The 16,042-nt window shown below is 41.6% G+C and carries 13 protein-coding genes and 11 tRNA genes; 5 read left to right on the forward strand and 19 right to left on the reverse strand.

The window, feature by feature from the left end; translation table 11 throughout:
* Positions 1 to 138: 138 nt before the first annotated feature.
* Together AACU33_RS07415 and AACU33_RS07420 are read right to left on the reverse strand one after the other, a co-directional pair.
* Complete coding sequence (locus AACU33_RS07415; protein ID WP_096587894.1) at positions 139 to 1,089, reverse strand: PrsW family glutamic-type intramembrane protease; 951 nt, start codon at positions 1,087 to 1,089, stop codon at positions 139 to 141.
* On the reverse strand, positions 1,082 to 2,002 hold the full coding sequence (locus AACU33_RS07420) for a class I SAM-dependent methyltransferase (protein WP_096587896.1): 921 nt from the start codon (positions 2,000 to 2,002) through the stop codon (positions 1,082 to 1,084). Before AACU33_RS07420 ends, AACU33_RS07415 begins: the two co-directional genes overlap by 8 nt.
* Positions 2,003 to 2,211: 209 nt before the next feature.
* On the opposite strand from AACU33_RS07420, the gene mscL reads away from it, so the two are divergent.
* Complete coding sequence (mscL, locus tag AACU33_RS07425) at positions 2,212 to 2,643, forward strand: large conductance mechanosensitive channel protein MscL (RefSeq protein ID WP_096587898.1); 432 nt, start codon at positions 2,212 to 2,214, stop codon at positions 2,641 to 2,643.
* 58 nt (positions 2,644 to 2,701) lie between these two features.
* Here the strand turns inward: mscL and AACU33_RS07430 are convergent, their stop codons facing one another.
* Positions 2,702 to 3,361 carry a Uma2 family endonuclease gene (locus tag AACU33_RS07430; RefSeq protein ID WP_096587899.1) on the reverse strand — a complete coding sequence of 220 codons (660 nt, stop codon included), beginning with the start codon at positions 3,359 to 3,361 and terminating at the stop codon, positions 2,702 to 2,704.
* A gap of 116 nt (positions 3,362 to 3,477) precedes the next feature.
* Positions 3,478 to 5,166: a DUF3352 domain-containing protein gene (locus tag AACU33_RS07435; RefSeq protein WP_096587901.1), complete on the reverse strand. Its 1,689-nt coding sequence runs from the start codon at positions 5,164 to 5,166 to the stop codon at positions 3,478 to 3,480.
* A gap of 489 nt (positions 5,167 to 5,655) precedes the next feature.
* On the opposite strand from AACU33_RS07435, the gene AACU33_RS07440 reads away from it, so the two are divergent.
* Positions 5,656 to 8,253, forward strand: coding sequence for a M1 family metallopeptidase (locus AACU33_RS07440; protein WP_096587902.1), 2,598 nt, complete (start codon positions 5,656 to 5,658; stop codon positions 8,251 to 8,253).
* Between the two features lie 288 nt (positions 8,254 to 8,541).
* The gene (locus AACU33_RS07445; protein ID WP_096587903.1) at positions 8,542 to 9,864 is read left to right on the forward strand and encodes a DUF58 domain-containing protein; all 1,323 of its coding nucleotides are present in this window, start codon (positions 8,542 to 8,544) and stop codon (positions 9,862 to 9,864) included.
* On the opposite strand, the gene AACU33_RS07450 is transcribed toward AACU33_RS07445, so the two are convergent.
* Positions 9,842 to 10,708 carry a DUF4114 domain-containing protein gene (locus tag AACU33_RS07450; protein WP_096587905.1) on the reverse strand — a complete coding sequence of 289 codons (867 nt, stop codon included), beginning with the start codon at positions 10,706 to 10,708 and terminating at the stop codon, positions 9,842 to 9,844. The two genes, AACU33_RS07445 and AACU33_RS07450, sit on opposite strands and share 23 nt — an antisense overlap.
* A gap of 480 nt (positions 10,709 to 11,188) precedes the next feature.
* A complete protein-coding gene (locus tag AACU33_RS07455) occupies positions 11,189 to 12,148 on the reverse strand; it encodes a stage II sporulation protein M (RefSeq protein ID WP_096587907.1) in 960 nt (319 codons plus the stop codon).
* A gap of 79 nt (positions 12,149 to 12,227) precedes the next feature.
* Between AACU33_RS07455 and AACU33_RS07460 the strand changes: the two genes are divergently transcribed.
* Positions 12,228 to 13,082, forward strand: a complete 855-nt coding sequence (locus tag AACU33_RS07460) for a DUF975 domain-containing protein (RefSeq protein WP_096587909.1) — start codon at positions 12,228 to 12,230, stop codon at positions 13,080 to 13,082.
* 128 nt (positions 13,083 to 13,210) lie between these two features.
* Positions 13,211 to 13,990 carry an RDD family protein gene (locus AACU33_RS07465; RefSeq protein ID WP_096587910.1) on the forward strand — a complete coding sequence of 260 codons (780 nt, stop codon included), beginning with the start codon at positions 13,211 to 13,213 and terminating at the stop codon, positions 13,988 to 13,990.
* Positions 13,991 to 14,076: 86 nt separating this feature from the next.
* Here AACU33_RS07465 and AACU33_RS07470 read toward each other — a convergent pair whose 3' ends face one another.
* The 13 genes from AACU33_RS07470 to AACU33_RS07530 form a co-directional block, all read right to left on the reverse strand.
* Positions 14,077 to 14,871 (reverse strand): DUF1868 domain-containing protein, encoded by a 795-nt coding sequence (locus AACU33_RS07470; protein WP_339375828.1) that lies wholly within the window; start codon positions 14,869 to 14,871, stop codon positions 14,077 to 14,079.
* The gene (locus tag AACU33_RS07475) at positions 14,844 to 15,044 is read right to left on the reverse strand and encodes a hypothetical protein (protein WP_339375829.1); all 201 of its coding nucleotides are present in this window, start codon (positions 15,042 to 15,044) and stop codon (positions 14,844 to 14,846) included. The genes AACU33_RS07470 and AACU33_RS07475 overlap by 28 nt, the downstream gene beginning before the upstream one ends.
* Positions 15,045 to 15,075: 31 nt before the next feature.
* Positions 15,076 to 15,184: transfer RNA gene (locus AACU33_RS07480), tRNA-OTHER, on the reverse strand.
* A 7-nt stretch (positions 15,185 to 15,191) separates the two neighbouring features.
* Positions 15,192 to 15,265, reverse strand: a tRNA-His gene (locus AACU33_RS07485).
* Positions 15,266 to 15,270: 5 nt separating this feature from the next.
* A tRNA-Ala gene (locus AACU33_RS07490) sits at positions 15,271 to 15,344 on the reverse strand.
* 6 nt (positions 15,345 to 15,350) lie between these two features.
* Positions 15,351 to 15,422 (reverse strand) — tRNA-Arg (locus AACU33_RS07495).
* A gap of 6 nt (positions 15,423 to 15,428) precedes the next feature.
* Positions 15,429 to 15,503 (reverse strand) — tRNA-Val (locus AACU33_RS07500).
* A gap of 5 nt (positions 15,504 to 15,508) precedes the next feature.
* Positions 15,509 to 15,579: transfer RNA gene (locus AACU33_RS07505), tRNA-Gly, on the reverse strand.
* A gap of 5 nt (positions 15,580 to 15,584) precedes the next feature.
* Positions 15,585 to 15,658 (reverse strand) — tRNA-Gly (locus AACU33_RS07510).
* A gap of 4 nt (positions 15,659 to 15,662) precedes the next feature.
* Positions 15,663 to 15,736 (reverse strand) — tRNA-Thr (locus AACU33_RS07515).
* 66 nt (positions 15,737 to 15,802) lie between these two features.
* A tRNA-Leu gene (locus tag AACU33_RS07520) sits at positions 15,803 to 15,876 on the reverse strand.
* Positions 15,877 to 15,882: 6 nt separating this feature from the next.
* A tRNA-Lys gene (locus tag AACU33_RS07525) sits at positions 15,883 to 15,957 on the reverse strand.
* A gap of 6 nt (positions 15,958 to 15,963) precedes the next feature.
* Positions 15,964 to 16,038, reverse strand: a tRNA-Lys gene (locus AACU33_RS07530).
* Positions 16,039 to 16,042 lie beyond the last annotated feature (4 nt).

Raw genomic sequence — 16,042 nt, forward strand, 5'->3', positions numbered from 1 at the left:
TACCTGTTACCAATGACAAAATTTTCCCCAGCCAAGCTAAAAAAATTTACTTACTAATGCAAATAACTCAAGATCGGCAGTCGTCCAACGCACTGGAGTTGTTTGCATAGAACCCCCTTAGTATTTCCCCATCATATTTTAAAAATATCGTCGTTGGACTTGTCGTCGCAAATAACGATAAATCAGCCACGCAATAACTGCAAAATTTAAATTGAATAAAAACCTGCTCAGTATAAACCACAAAACCCTATGATAAAAAAGTTGCTGCCAACTTAGAGGACTGAGATTTCTGGCTAAAAGAAACAACCCAAAAATCGCATTACCACCTAGCATCAAAGCAAATACCACTAAACCCCTTTGCCAGTAACGTTGTTGGAGTGTGTAACCAGATATTACGGTAATTGGAGGTTTGCCTTCGACTCTGCGGAGTAATTGTTCCATCCGCCAAAACATCCACAGCAGAAATGGAAATAAGCCGTAGCTAAGGAAGCTTAGAGGTGGTGAATAGCGCCAGGCACTAGATAGAACATTCACTAAAGCATGGCAGACGACAGAATTTAGCCAAGCCTTAAATAGCAAATTTCGATTTTGATTTAACCTCATGCCTAGGGCGTATCCCCAAGGTGCAGAGAAAATGGCATGAACTGGAGTACCAATACTACGGTCAAGAATTGATGCTGTGTTGTAGTAAAGGTAAATCCAGTTCTCTTGGGCGGTGAATCCTAGAGCAACAGCTATGGTAAAAAGGAAAACAGTACTAGGGCGTAATCGATACCTGCTTTGTAGATAGTAGGTGGAAACAATGACCGTTACTAACTTACAACCTTCTTCAATTGGTCCGATTTCAACTAGTTGCCGTAGGGCAATACCAAAAAGCGAATACTTAATCTGCTGCCAGTTTACAAACCAGTTGGCTACAGTTTCAAAAGCTACTTCTAAACTGAGGGCGATAAAACCAGATATCGCCCCACAGATAAATAACAACAGTAACCTGAATAATGAAGGGGCAGTAAGAACGCGGTAATAGTAGTAAACAAGTAGCAGTAGTGGTGGTATGACTGCCCACAGCAGCAATAAGAAATCAGCCACGCACTTGAGCAATGACAGTGCGGTGACGGGGGCTGTTAGTGGCGATAGTAGGAGTTTGGAAACCCGCCTCTACTAAAGCTTGTTCAATATCTAAGTTGAAGTATTCATCTAGATACGGTTCAGTACTTTTGAGCAACGTCAAAATGTAAGGTGGCATTTTTGCAAACGCTTCTGATTTAGGATTCATGTCCATGATGCCCAAGTGACCGCCAGGACGCAACAAACGCTGCGCTTCGGCAAAAATCTGCTTGGTTGGTGACTGGGGTAATTCATGACAAACTAGAAAAATCGACACTAAATCAAAGGATGCATCTGGTAATCCAGTAGTCTCGGCTGGTGCATGAACCCAATTTATTTTCGCCTGACGTTGTTGCGATCGGTATTCGGCAACAGCTAAGAAGTAGGGTGATAAATCTAAACCAGTGATTTTCGCTTGGGGATAAAGTGCTTGTAGGGCGAAGGTACTCATACCCACACTGCATCCCAAGTCTAAAATATCTTGCGGTTCTTGAGGGATTTGGTTTTTCAAAATATCGTGGTAACTTTGGCGCAGCTTTACATCACCTTGAGCTTCAGCACCCTGCCAAATCTTCGCGTGAACAGCATAAGCTGCTGGTTCTACCTCAAAAGCAGCTTGCCAACTCATATTTCCGGTTTCGTAAGCGTGGAATGAGGTGAGGTAGTAGTCTGGGTAGGAAAGCTGAGAATTTTCTACTTTAGCTAACTCGGTTGTCCAATCACGTGCTTGCAGTTCTTGTACTTCTTTCGTCCAAGGTACGCCCATTTTTTCGGCACGTTTAATCATCATTTGTCTGGCGCGGTGCTTGGCTAGGTTGGCTAAAGGCTCGATCGCCAGTATGCCATTTACCAAACGAGAAGCTAAACCAGGAGCATTATTTACAGCAGCAGTCATAGATTAATTTGCGCTCAACAGCCTTTTTTACTTATGACATATTGCTAGAGGCCAGTCTAGCAGCAGATGCCATTTTACAAGTCCATCCTGTAACTCTGCCATTCAATACATAACTTTATAAAATACATGAATCTCAGGCTGATAAGATGTCAATATTTAGAAAAATCTGTTTTACCTACTCTGGCAACCTTTTAGTATCAACGACAAATATGGTACGAGCAAGAAGAAGAGCAAGCGGTTTTTTAAAAGATTTCCAAGACTTTGCGCTTAAAGGTAATGTAGTTGATTTGGCGATCGCTGTGATTATCGGTGGAGCTTTTGGCAAAATTGTCACCTCTTTTGTGGAAGATGTGATTATGCCATTAATTAATCCCTTTGTTGCTGTAGCAGGCAAAGATTGGAGAACAATCACCATTGGCCCTGGAATTGCGATCGGTAAGTTTCTCGGCTCAATAGTTGATTTTGTAATTATTGCTTTGGTCTTGTTTTTAGCGATTCGAGCTTTACAAAGGTTCAAGAAAAAAGAAGAAGTAGCAGATGAACCTCCACTACCAGACGCCAACCTTATAGCTCAAGAAAGATTAACTGGGGCATTAGATAGGTTGACACAAACTTTAGAATCTCGTAATCCTCAATTTTAAATTTTAAAGGGTGGGTTTCCCCACCCTTACACATACATCTATTGCATTTTTTAAATCGTTAAATTGTATCTGGATCTATATTTAATTCTCGGAGTTTAGCTGCTAATTTTTCTGCTGTTTCTTCTGGGGTTGGTACTAATTTTTCGGCGGTTGTAAAAAATCGTAAAAGTCCTTGATGAATTCCTAAATATAAACCAAGCTGCTGACTCCAGAGATGTCCTTGAGTATTTGGTTCTAGAGGTTGATATTGACCATCAACTAAGTGAAACCCTGCAAATTCTAATGTGTAGGGATCAAACCAGAAATAATCGGGGGTGCGAAAGGTATTTTGATAAATTTTTTTCTTTAAATCTTTGTCTGTATTAGCTGTTGATTCCGAAAGAATTTCCAGAATAAAATTAGGATATTTGCCATCTTCTTCCCAAACTACCCAACTTTTTCGTGTTTTGCGTTCGGTGTCTAGTACCACAAAAAAATCTGGGCCTCGGAAGCTTTCGGTTTTGAGTTTATTCAGGCTGTAGTAAATAGTAAGATTGCCAGCAATGTAGAAATCAGTTCTGTCGCGCCACAACCATTCCAGACATTTCAAAAGTAGGATTATTTGCCGTAGATGCAGTTCAGTTTCCAAGGGAGGCTCATCGCTGTATAAGTCACCTGGAGGAAGAATAACATCTTCTTGGATGTCTTGGTCAGTGTCTAATTCTTTGGCGAGGGACATGGCTATGGCATTGCGATTTATGGGTTTATTTTAGCGCTGTCATGATGGAGCGATCGCCTATTGCCATTGATATCTTAATGGGGAATGAACTATCAGTTACATTCCCCACTTTTCCTTTACTTGGTAGTTTTTGGTTTGAGAGCTAACAACATTTCTACTTGACTGATGGATTTATCAGGACTGGTAGCAGTTACACCTAAACCCCGAATAGAACTAAGAATAGCATTGGCTTCTGGTGGTACGGGTCTAGCCGCCGCAAAACGATTCACCAAAGTCATGGTTTTGTCCATATCGACATAGAAATAGCCGCCATTGGGTTTTTGTAAAGAACCTGTCACCGCTTTAAAGGTGTCGCTATTTTCTAGTGATTGGCCCTTATTAGACGCGATCGCATCGGCAATCGGACTGCCAAGCGCTATAAATACAGTATCTCGATCTAGCCACCCATGAGCTAATAAAGCGCCTTGCTGAGGGATTTGCCATTCAGTGATTTTTTTACCGCCGATATCTCTTTGCGCAACGCTGAGTGATTGCTTTTTCACCAGGTCATCGAGTTTGCTGAGAGTGCTTTCCGCAGTTTTGCGATCGCTGGTATCAAATAACAAAGCTCCGCCAAAACCTATACTGGCTAATATACCTTGATTGGATGGAATCGTGCCTAAAGCAAATTCTCCATCCATCCAGCCGAGAACCTCTTTATCTAAGTCCAAATTGGCGACTGCTTTGAGTTGTTGGCGAACCTGTGCGACTGCTTGATTAAATTCTGGGTAATCTTTTGACTGTTCTAGTACGGTTGACCAAGTACGACTAATACCTTGTCCGCTAACTAAAGCAAAGGTATCCGTGGGGAACTGTCCTACTATCTTCGCCGGAGTATTTTGATACTGAAATTTATTTAGTTGTGGATCTAAATTAGCGATCGCTTTTAGCCGCAAACCTGCATCATCAACACCCACACCCGCCACCATAGATTTCACTTGCTGCAATTGCTTGAGGGTTTGGGGTGGTAATTGTGTCCCTTGGGGATTAGCAGCTGCTAACTGTTGTACCATACCCGCATAATCAGGGATATAAATTTGGGCTAGGGTATTTTTGACATCCACACCTTTGCTGAGAATATTGCTTGCACCTTCTTTAGTGGCAAAAGAGGGTTGTCCTTTAAAGGTGTCAATTGCTTGTTCTACAGCTTGCTTTTCCGGAGCTAATACTATTTGGCTATTGTTTAAAATTACACTATAGGTAGGTTTGCCTTTACCTTTAGCTTCGGTGATTTTTTCACCTTTGTAATCAGATTCTTGGAATTGAACATCTTTTTGTGCTTTCAATTTATTGCCAAAATTTAAAGCAGCAATTTTGTCTTTAATTCCTACTACTAATAAGACATTTGGTTCCGACTGTAACTTAATGGGTTTATTAGGTGCAGCAGGGGAATTAAATTGTGCAGGTTTAACCGCAGTTGGTGGTAGTATGGCAACCATCACACCGCCAGCCCAAGGCTGTATGTCTTTTTCATAAGAAATGTTAGTATCTTTCAACATATCTTGATTGAAAGACTCTAAACCTTTGGCCACTAGCTGTTGTGCTTCGGGAGTGCCAAACTGTTGCAACTTCGCCCAAGCTTGTGGGTCAGTAGTAATGTAAGTTGCCATTAATGCTGAAGAAGGTAATACTTTAGCGCTACCCAAAGCATCTAAGCTACCTCCAGTAGGGCCGCCTTTAAAATACATATAGGCAGCTGCGCCTCCTACCAGAACTATAGCCGTACTAATAGCAGGAATTAAAATCTTTGATTTACTTTCTGGCATTGTGATTATCCTCTGTTCCACCAATTTTTATGGAGGTAAGTGAAAACGTCATTGTAGACTTTTCGGAATTATTTATAAGTTTTACCAACCTATCGGTATTCACTGATAAAATTAGTATTACTATACACCAATAGTTTTAAACTACTTCTAGAATTACTACAACAGAATGAGAAGCAAATCCGTAAATAGTGTGTTGTTTATTTGAAAAAAATACGCTGCTAAATAGTAGCAGGCTATCCTAAGCTATAAAAATACGTGAGAGTATTTGTACTCAACTGGCATCTATCGAGAAGAGACTCTTAAGGTGATATCCAAACAGTGCAAGCTATCAGCTTACATCAAGGAAAGCAAATCGGGGAGAGCAATGGGGAAACCCCAGCCAGAAATTCTTCCAGACTCTTAACTTGATTGGGCAAGATCTGCGATCGCGCCATTTTTCTTCACTACATCCAACCAGACTTCATCAAGATATAAGGTTAGTAAGCATCAATGTCTCATTTTTATTTTGATACAGAAAATAATGGTCACAAATCTTTTGAATTACCAGGGGCAAAACCACATTACAATCCCGATCGCCCCGGACAGGTAGAACATATTTTTTTAGATTTGAATTTGGATATTCCTAACCAAAGTTATTCTGGCAGTTGCAATATCCGCCTGTCCCCAATCCGCAATGGGATTGACAGTTTGACTTTGGATGCTGTCAACCTGAATATTCAATCTGTACGGGTGGATGAAGTAGAGCAAAAGTTTGATTACGATGGCGAACAGCTAGTAATTAAACTTTCTAGTCCAACTCAGGTGGGTAAGCGGATATTAATTGCGATCGCCTATTCAGTAGAAAAACCCCAACGCGGGATCTACTTTATTCAACCAGACAAACACTACCCCAACAAGCCTACCCAAGTTTGGACACAAGGAGAAGACGAAGACTCCCGTTTCTGGTTTCCCTGCTTCGACTATCCCGGACAACTTTCTACTTCCGAGATTCGTGTTCGCGTTCCCAAACCCCTGGTGGCGATTTCTAACGGCGAACTTATTGATACCCAAGAAGATGGTAAAGATAAAATTTACCATTGGTTACAGCAAGAAATTCATCCTACCTATTTGATGACATTAGCAATTGGCGACTTTGCCGAAATTCGGGATGAATGGCAAGGTAAACCTGTCACCTACTATGTAGAAAAAGGTAGAGAAGCAGATGCTAAACGCAGCATGGGTAAAACTCCTCGCATGATCGAGTTTTTAAGCGAAAAGTATGGTTATACCTATGCTTATCCCAAATATGCCCAGGTTTGCGTTGATGACTTCATTTTCGGCGGAATGGAAAATACTTCGACAACGCTATTAACCGATCGCTGTTTATTAGATGAACGCGCTGCTTTAGATAATCGCAACACCGAAAGTTTAGTAGTTCACGAATTAGCACACCAATGGTTTGGCGATTTGGTAGTTATTAAACATTGGTCTCATGCTTGGATTAAAGAAGGAATGGCTTCTTATTCTGAAGTCATGTGGACAGAACATGAATATAGTAGTCAAGAAGCAGCCTACTACCGACTATTAGAAGCACGGAGTTACTTTAGTGAAGATAGCGGACGTTACCGCCGTCCGATGGTGACACACGTTTATCGAGAAGCAATCGAACTTTATGACCGCCACATTTATGAAAAAGGATCTTGTGTTTATCACATGATTCGGGCGGAATTAGGAGAAGAATTATTTTGGCCAGCTATGCAGGCATTTGTTCAAGATAATGCCCACAAAACTGTAGAAACAGTAGATTTATTAAGGGCAATTGAAAAAGCAACTGGACGAAATCTGACTTTCCTTTTCGACCAGTACGTTTATCGTGGTGGTCATCCTGATTTTAAAGTCGCTTACTCTTGGGATGGAGATGCAAATTTAGCGAAATTAACTGTAACTCAAACTCAAGCACAAAATAATGACAGTAAAGAGTTATTTGATTTAAAAATTCCGATTGGCTTTGGTTATGCCCAAACGGGAGAATCTCCCCAACTCAAAACTTTTACAGTCAGGATACATGAACGCGAACAAAGTTTCTATTTCCCGCTAGAAACTAAGCCACAATTCATCAGCTTTGATGTCGGGAATAATTATCTCAAAACTGTAACTCTGGAATACCCAATTCCCGAATTAAAAGCACAATTAGAATTCGATCCCGATCCACTTTCCCGCATTTATGCAGCGGAAGCTTTAGCGAAAAAAGGTGGTTTAGAAGCCACAAAATCCTTATCTAATTCCCTAATAAAAGACCCGTTTTGGGGTGTGCGTGTTGAAGTAGCTAAACAACTAGCCGAAGTAAAATTAGACCAAGCGTTTGATGGGTTAGTCATTGGTTTAAAAGATGAAAGTCCTTATGTGCGTCGTGCTGTTGTTGATGCACTTGCTAATACTAAAACCACCGAAAGCTATAAAGCTGTGAAAGGATTGGTGCAAGATGGCGACCCCAGCTACTATGTAGAATCAGCCGCTTGTCGTGCAATTGGGACAATTTCGGCTGCTAATCTGGACGAAAAACCCAAAGAAGAAAAAGTACTGAAACTTCTGAAAACTGTTTTAGAAGAAAGAACAGGCTGGAATGAAGTAGTAAGAAGTGGTGCGATCGCAGGTTTAGCTGAACTCAAAACCTCAGAAGCAGCATTAAACTTGTTACTAGAATATACCAAACTTGGCGTACCCCAAGCCTTACGCCTAGCGACAATTCGCGCTTTAGGCAAAATTTCTGTGGGTCAAAGTCCAGTCAATTTGGAACGGATTTTGGAAAGATTAGGAGAACTCGCGAAAGAAAGCTTCTTTTTAACCCAAGTAGCAGTAGTCACCGCATTAGGACAAATGGAGACACCCAAAGCCATTGGAATTTTGCGATCGCTAGCCGACCAAACTCCAGATGGGCGTGTACGTCGCTATGCTGATGAAGAGATTACGCGGGTGCAAAAGAATATTGGTACAGAAAATGCGCTGCGGAATTTGCGTGAGGAACTCGATCAACTCAAGCAGCAAAATCAGGAATTAAGAAGTCGCTTGGAAAATTTGGAGGCGAAATCTAGCAGTACTGTATCTTAATACAGCTGTTTTCAAATAGATAAAAGTTATAAGAGGTTGCAGGGGTCTCGACTTTAACCATTTGGGCACAGAGGTAGGAGTAACAAAACAAAATGTAAAGAAAATGGAGTTAAGCCAGACCACAAGGGTAGGCTTGGCTCCATTGTTGTTTTTAATTCAATTGATGTTGAGTCTATCAAAAGAGGTTGCCGAAGTGCTATCTGCGTTTCAAGTCTTATTTGTGCAACAGATCTGGCTGGCAGAAGGCGCAAAATTCCAGTTAATTTATTAAATTTGTAGATATCAAAAATGGTTCCAGCAAGTAGAGTTTATTTATTATTAGTGATAGGAATTGCGATCGCTCCTATCTTAGCTATATTCTTCGGTATTCCAGCAAGCATCGCGATCGCACTTTTATTTGATGCCCTGATCTTAGGATTGATGGTTGTGGATGGTTTGCGGGTGAAACGCGATCGCGTGCAAATTAGCCGCGATTTACCATCGCGCTTGTCTATTGGTCGAGATAATCCAGTTGTGCTGAAGGTAACATCGGGAAAAGCCAATACTTTAATCAAAGTCCGCGACTATTACCCCACAGGCTTTGGTGTTTCTGCACCGGAACTGAAAGCTAATGTAGCAGCGAACACTACTCAAGAATTAACATATACAGTCCATCCAACACAGCGAGGAGAATTTTCTTGGAGAAATATTCAGGTAAGACAATTGGGTGTATGGGGATTAGCTTGGGACGATCGGCAAATTCCCCAAAATCAGGAAGTGAAAGTTTATCCAGATTTAGTCGGTTTGCGATCGCTTTCCATTCGTCTAGCACTGCAATCATCTGGATCGATCCGCCAACGCCGCATGGGAATTGGTACGGAGTTTGCCGAACTGCGTAATTATCGCACAGGTGATGATTTACGCTTAGTTGATTGGAAAGCTACCGCCCGTCGGGTAGGGGCCAATGCCAACACGCCCCCCCTGGTAAGGGTTTTAGAACCAGAACAAGAGCAAACGTTGATAATTTTGCTCGATCGCGGACGGTTAATGACAGCAAAAGTGCAGGGTTTGCAACGATTTGATTGGGGATTAAATGCGACTTTATCCTTAGCTTTGGCAGGATTACATCGAGGCGATCGCGTCGGGGTAGGTGTATTTGACCGCCAAATGCATACGTGGATTCCTCCCGAACGCGGTCAAAATTATCTCATTCAATTAATCGATCGCCTGACTCCCATTCAACCAGTCTTGCTGGAATCTGATTATTTAGGAGCTGTAACCAATGTAGTACAGCAACAAACTCGTCGGGCACTAGTAGTATTAATTACCGATATAGTTGATGTCACCGCCTCTACCGAACTTCTCGCCTCCCTTTCTCGGCTAGCACCGCGTTATCTGCCATTTTGCGTAACACTCCGCGATCCGCAAGTCGATCTGCGAGCGCATACTTTTACTGAAGATGTCACAAATACTTATATCCGGGCAGTAGCTTTAGATTTATTAGCACAGCGACAAGTTGCATTTGCCCAATTAAAACAAAAAGGTGTGTTGGTACTTGACGCACCAGCACATCAGATTACAGATCGGTTAGTTGAGCGATACCTGCAACTCAAGGCGCGGAATCAACTTTAGCAACTGAAGCGCTACGACGGCGACGAGTTGTGAAAAAGCCTAGTGCGGCAATACCGAATAATGAAATCGTTGCAGAAGGTTCTGGTACAGGAGTAATACCAGCAGCATAACGAGCGTTTTCTTTACCAATATCAATGGCAAACACTGTATCGTTATAGTCTTTGTCACCGCCTCCCCATAAATCTTCAAAACCTAGTACTAAGTAATCTTTATAGTAATAGGCAACAGCGTGCTGCAAACCATCTGGGTTCAAGGCTTGATTTAAACTCCAGACACCTGCGACTGTATTTCCATTTTTATCTTTACCAGAGATGCCACCATTTATATCATTGGCACGCAACAAAAAGTCCAATTTTGTACCAGCGCTCATCGAGCCGATATTCGCCCAATCGCCCACGTTCAAAGGTCGATCGGGTGCAACTTTATTGGCTAACGGGTCATTGGGATTCGGACAAAATTTACTAAAATTGGCGATTGTATCTGTCTTGCTACAAGAAGTATCACCAAAGATTTTGCCTGTAGTCACTGTAGAGCCAGCAGTAGCTTTAAAATCCAAGCGGTTGCGATAGCCTCCAGCTGTTTCACCAATGAAGAAGACATTGACATCATGAGCGAATTTCAGTTCTAATTTCGAGAGATCTACTTTCTTTGCATTAATGCTGTCAGGCGTTAATGTCTGACCTTCTTCTCCAACGAAAGCTCGAAATTCTTGCAGAATACTTTTAAATTCATCTGGAGCCTGATTTCGGCTTTTGATATCAAATGCATTAGCAGAAGCATTTCCACAAAAAATGCTGGTTCCCACAACAGCAGCAAGTAAAGGAGGAAAAATTGAATTTTTCATGACAATTTATGATTTCAGGTGATGAGAAATTTTGCCTAATTCAGTCATATTTGAAACTTGCTGAATTCGTCCAGCTTGCTGTCAAAAGTTTATTAGTGCTTTGAAATACAACTTCATCATTAGTATTTTTTCTCATCACTCAGTATTATTACTAGTTAATTCATAATTTATATGACTTATTTTTTTTGCTAGTTAATCCTGAACTCAGCTAGTTGTTATATTTAAAATCAATCATTAATTAAATAGAATTTTTATTGGTTCTTTAACTACTCTTCAAAAATGCGAATCCTGGCAGTTAAAACTCAACAGTAATCTCTTTTTAGAATCTAGCTATACATCAATCTCCGTGTCTACACGCCAGTTTCTCTAAGTAGCGATCGCTACGGGTGTTTCTCCTCTCTAGGTATCAGAGCATTATCATCTGTTGCCTGATTGTGTAGAACTGGGATAAAAATTTCTAATTTAGGCTACTACTTCACCTTAAATTTTAGGTAACTTACGCATACAATACATTACCAAAAGTGCAAATAATCCCATACCAACAAGATATTTTAAAGGATCTGGAACGCTGGGATTAGGCGAGAAAAACCCTTCGATAGTGCCAGCAATTATCAACATTGGCACTATCCCAAATACTAACTGCACTGCCTGGGAACCGTAGAATTTTAGGGCATCGCGACGACGGTATTGACCTGGAAATAATATCGCTTTTGCTAATAACAACCCTGCACCACCAGCAAAAAATATCGCGGGTAATTCTAAGGAACCATGCGGAAAAACAAATGCCCAAAAAGGATAGGCAAGTTGATTTTGACCTACCAAAGTACCAATAGCACCAATCAATAAACCATTAAATAACATTAAATATGTTGTGTATGCCCCAGCTGTCATTCCACCAGCAACAGCCCCAAAGGACACTGACAAATTATTAATCATAATACTGCTAGATGCTAAGGGTTCAATGCCAACAATTGACCCCATCCACAATTTATGGTCATCTCGTACACGCGAAATCAAGCTTTCGGGTACGATTAACGAGATAAAATTTGGATCTTGCCAAGCGTACCACCAAGCAACTAACGCCCCCAACAAAAACATAGCTGTAGCAGTTGCAGTATATGTGAATGTTTGCTGCACTAGGGCTGGTAAACCCCATTTGTAAAATTTCACAACAGCTTGCCATTCTTGCCGACGCGAACCTTGATAAATCTGCGTATAGGCGCGAGTTGTTAAAGATTGTAAACTGTGTATCAAAGTATTGCCGACTTTTTGAGTTCGGGCACGTGCTAAATCTGCTGCTACAGAACGATATAAACTCGCTAATTCGCGAATTTCTAATGCCTGTAGCGACTTTAACCCTTTTTTTTCTACCTGCCGTAATAGGGTATCCAAACGCTGCCAATTGAATTCCCGTCGTGCAATCCAACGTTGAATATTCATAAATTTTGTCAGGATTTGGTTGAGTGTACTTTAAGATAGCCTCAATTCATCTCCGTACTTGCAAGGAAAATTTAACATCATGTCTGGTGATTTTGGTTCTCCCAGCCCCATGCAACCCCTAAGTGTGGGAAATGTCGTGAGTGCAGGAATACGATTGTATCGTTCTCACCTCAAGGAATACTATCTACTGGCTCTGAGGGCGTATCTTTGGATATTAGTTCCAGTTTACGGGTGGGCAAAGTTTTATGCCCTGTCCGCACTAATTTCGCGCTTGGCTTTTGGCGATTTAGTCGATCAACCCGAAAGCATCGCTGCTGGCGAACGTTATGTTAATTCCCGATTGTGGCAATTTTTACTAACAATGCTATTAATGTTGATTGTAAGTTTGGGGATTGTCTTTGGTGTTGGGTTTGTATTTGTCTTAATTGGCGTTTTAGCCGCTGTAGTCGTGGGAGGGTTAGGTCAACAAGCCAGCCTTGCTGCTACTTTGCTTGTTGGTTTAATTGCTTTTATTTTAGGCGTGGCGGCTTTTGTGGCAGTTTTATGGCTGTTGACACGTTTTTATTTAGTGGATGTGCCCTTGGCAATTGAGGATAACATTGATGCTACTTCAACCATCGGTCGTAGCTGGGAGTTAACTCAAGGTTACGTGTGGCGGATTCTTTTGATTGGGTTTGTAGCTTTTTTGATTACAATACCTATTCAAATTTTGGTGCAAATTTTATCCACAATTGTGCAGCTAATTTTTACGCCTTTGATACAACAAGGAAGTAGTGCGATGGCTGTGCTAGTTTTCTTGTTAATCTTAGCTTTAAGTTTTGCCAGTGGGGCTGCGATTGTGCCATTTTGGCAAACCGTTAAAGCTGTTATTTACTATGATCTGCGGAGTCGTCGTGAAGGCTTAGGTTTGAAATTACGCGATCGCGAAATTTAAATACTACTAATGTGAAAGTCAAGAGTCAAAAGGCAATAGTCATAAGTTATTTCCCCCTTGACCTCCTTGTCCCTTTTGTCTCCCTTGTCATTGAGATTTCCTTCTTATGAGCGCATTTTCAACTGTTTATGCACCTTTTTAATCGTATTAAGTTCCGTACTCCTGAAAGTGTAGAACTAGAATTTACACTTGCAGGAATTGGTAATCGTGCTTGGGCTTTAATAATTGATTATCATATTTTAGCCCTAATATTACTTGCCTTTTACGTTATTTTTTGGATTTTTGTCGTACAACTATCAGATTTTTGGATAACAGTTTTCGGCTCTAATTTAGGTTTGTGGATGATAGCGATCGCTTTTTTGATCGCGTTTGCAATTTATGCAGGTTATTTCGTATTTTTTGAAACTTTATGGCAAGGGCAAACCCTAGGTAAACGCTTTGCCAAAATTCGTGTTGTCAGAGATGATGGCAGACCAATTGGACTACAACAAGCAGCCTTACGTGGGTTGCTACGTCCTATTGATGAATTTTTATTTATTGGCGCTTTTTTAATTATGTTGGGTCGTCAAGAAAAGCGCTTAGGTGATTTTGCGGCAGGTACAATTGTCATTCAAGATCAAATACCAACTGCTTCAGCAACTTTTACTATTTCAGAACAAGCAAAGTCGCTCCATGAACAACTGAGCCAAATTGCTGATTTATCACCATTGTTACCAGATGATTTTGCTGTAATTCGAGAATATTTACAAAGGCGTAGTGGAATGTCGGTTAGGGCAAGAGCCTCACTATCATTAAAGTTAGCCCAACAGGTTCAAGCTATTATTAACTTAGAGCAAATACCCGCTGGTGCTGCACCTGATGTATTTTTAGAAGCTATTTATCTGGCTTATAAACAGACAGAATATTAAATATGAACTCTCAATCTTTAAATAATTTATGCTAAATCAATAGTCAAAAGCCTAAAATATTAGGACTAATGACTATTGACTAATGACTAGTGACTAAAAACTAAACTCGGCCATTCACTTTGGCGATAATAGCGTGTCATGTCGTCAAATTTTCTCAGTTCAACGCGATCTACTAAAAATCCAGGTGAATCTAACAGCCATTGTTGATTCACTTCAGAAAGCATATTACTAAGATTTGTACGGTCTAGTTCGGGTGAAATTTCTCCAAAATAACCTAAGGTAATGTGGGCAGTGAAGTGATAATGCTGTTCAATACCCAAAGCCATTAACTGAGGATTTTGATAAACAGTACGGCGAAACTTAATCACCTGTTCGTAGGAGCTTTCATTCTGCGGTACTAAACAAACTCCTATAGCTCTTGGCATGACTATCAATCCCAGTACTTGCCAATATATAGGTTGATTATCGGTTGCGATCGCTTTTTGATAGTCCTGAAATATTTCAGCCACGCAAGAACGTAATTGCTGTTCAAATTCGGGGTTTTTCTCGCAGGCGTCACGGTAAGCACTATCCCAAATTAAGTCTGCTAAAGTCAAATGAAAGCTAGTATCTGGTACTGGCACAATCAAATCACTGTTGACAGACAACTGCAATAGTTTTTGTTGATAACTTTGTAATTGGGTATATAAAGCAGAATTTTCTGTTGCTTCTACCCCAGGAGGAGTAATTAGCGAGTAGCCGGGAAATGGTACTGCTTGTCTCAACCCAGAATCAGGCTGAAATTTAGATGACTCCTGAATATGCTGGACTTGGGATCTGTATGCTTCTGGTAGCGTCATTCGTGCTACCCGATTCAAATAAGTTTGATAATTGTCGTCCAATCTCGTTCGCCTCGCGCTCTCACTGGATAGATTTTAGCTGAATAGGCGGGAAGCCTCGCATTCCATCTGTAAGGGTGAGCTGATAAATGAGAGTCTGTTAAATTGATCGTGCGATCGCATTTTAACAATCCACCAGAGAGGTACTGCCCCTCCTGTTGCCGCGTTATCAGCACGGTGCCTCACTTTTCGGCTTCTGGTGGGAGGCGGAAGATGGAGGAATCGTAGACGCGAAGCGGCTTCCCGCAGGGTACCCCTAGGTATTACCCTACCCCGGTTTTCAAGACCGGTTGCCGACCATTCAGCGGCATCTTCCATTTAGGGGTGTCTGACGGGGCTTGAACCCGTTATGACTGGTTCCACAAACCAGCGCCGCGACCACTTTGGCTTCAGACACCACAGTGGAATCAAGGGGAATTGAACCCCTAACCTTCCGCTTGCAAGGCGGATGCTCTAGCCATTTGAGCTATGACCCCATTAGGCAGGAGTGAAGGGACTCGAACCCCTACAAATCGATTTAGAAGATCGATGCCCATCCATTAGGCGACACTCCTATAAATTGGTAGCCCTGACAGGATTTGAACCTGTAACCCTCTGTTTGTAGGACAGTTGCTCCACCATTGAGCTACAGGGCTAGGAGAGCGGACGACGAGATTTGAACTCGTATCTGAAGCTTGGCATACTCCGGTGTTGCCTTTACACCACATCCGCATTATTGGAGCGATCGACGAGACTCGAACTCGTACCGTGAGTTTGGAAGACTCTGATGCTGCCTTTACACCACGATCGCATTAAGCTGGTAACAGGAGTTGAACCTGCAACCTACTGATTACAAGTCAGTTGCTCTGCCAGATTGAGCTACACCAGCATTTGTGGATCTGAAAGTAGAAATTGTAGTCATCCAAAAGAGCGACTACCCTTTCCATTTCAGCCATACCCCTGACTGGATTTGAACCAGCAACTTCCAAATTTTAAGTTTGGCACCTCTTCCAATTGGGTTACAGGGGCAAGTTTTGGTGGGCGCTACAGGAGTTGAACCTGTGTCAGCCTGATTAAGAGTCAGGAGCATAACCGTTCTGCCAAACGCCCTAGTTTTGGTGGGTCGCCCAGGGGTTGAACCTGGATAAGTCTGCTTAAAAGGCAGCTGCATATCCGCTCTGCCAACGACCCAAGT

Source organism: Calothrix sp. NIES-2098 (genome assembly GCF_963875125.1).
GTDB lineage: Bacteria > Cyanobacteriota > Cyanobacteriia > Cyanobacteriales > Nostocaceae > Aulosira.

Coding starts and splice junctions, on each gene's coding strand:
- AACU33_RS07420 (WP_096587896.1), bottom strand. CDS start 2,002: ATGACTGCTGCTGTAAATAATGCTCCTGGTTTAGCTTCTCGTTTGGTA.
- mscL (WP_096587898.1), top strand. CDS start 2,212: ATGGTACGAGCAAGAAGAAGAGCAAGCGGTTTTTTAAAAGATTTCCAA.
- AACU33_RS07430 (WP_096587899.1), bottom strand. CDS start 3,361: ATGTCCCTCGCCAAAGAATTAGACACTGACCAAGACATCCAAGAAGAT.
- AACU33_RS07435 (WP_096587901.1), bottom strand. CDS start 5,166: ATGCCAGAAAGTAAATCAAAGATTTTAATTCCTGCTATTAGTACGGCT.
- AACU33_RS07440 (WP_096587902.1), top strand. CDS start 5,656: ATGTCTCATTTTTATTTTGATACAGAAAATAATGGTCACAAATCTTTT.
- AACU33_RS07445 (WP_096587903.1), top strand. CDS start 8,542: ATGGTTCCAGCAAGTAGAGTTTATTTATTATTAGTGATAGGAATTGCG.
- AACU33_RS07450 (WP_096587905.1), bottom strand. CDS start 10,708: ATGAAAAATTCAATTTTTCCTCCTTTACTTGCTGCTGTTGTGGGAACC.
- AACU33_RS07455 (WP_096587907.1), bottom strand. CDS start 12,148: ATGAATATTCAACGTTGGATTGCACGACGGGAATTCAATTGGCAGCGT.
- AACU33_RS07460 (WP_096587909.1), top strand. CDS start 12,228: ATGTCTGGTGATTTTGGTTCTCCCAGCCCCATGCAACCCCTAAGTGTG.
- AACU33_RS07465 (WP_096587910.1), top strand. CDS start 13,211: ATGCACCTTTTTAATCGTATTAAGTTCCGTACTCCTGAAAGTGTAGAA.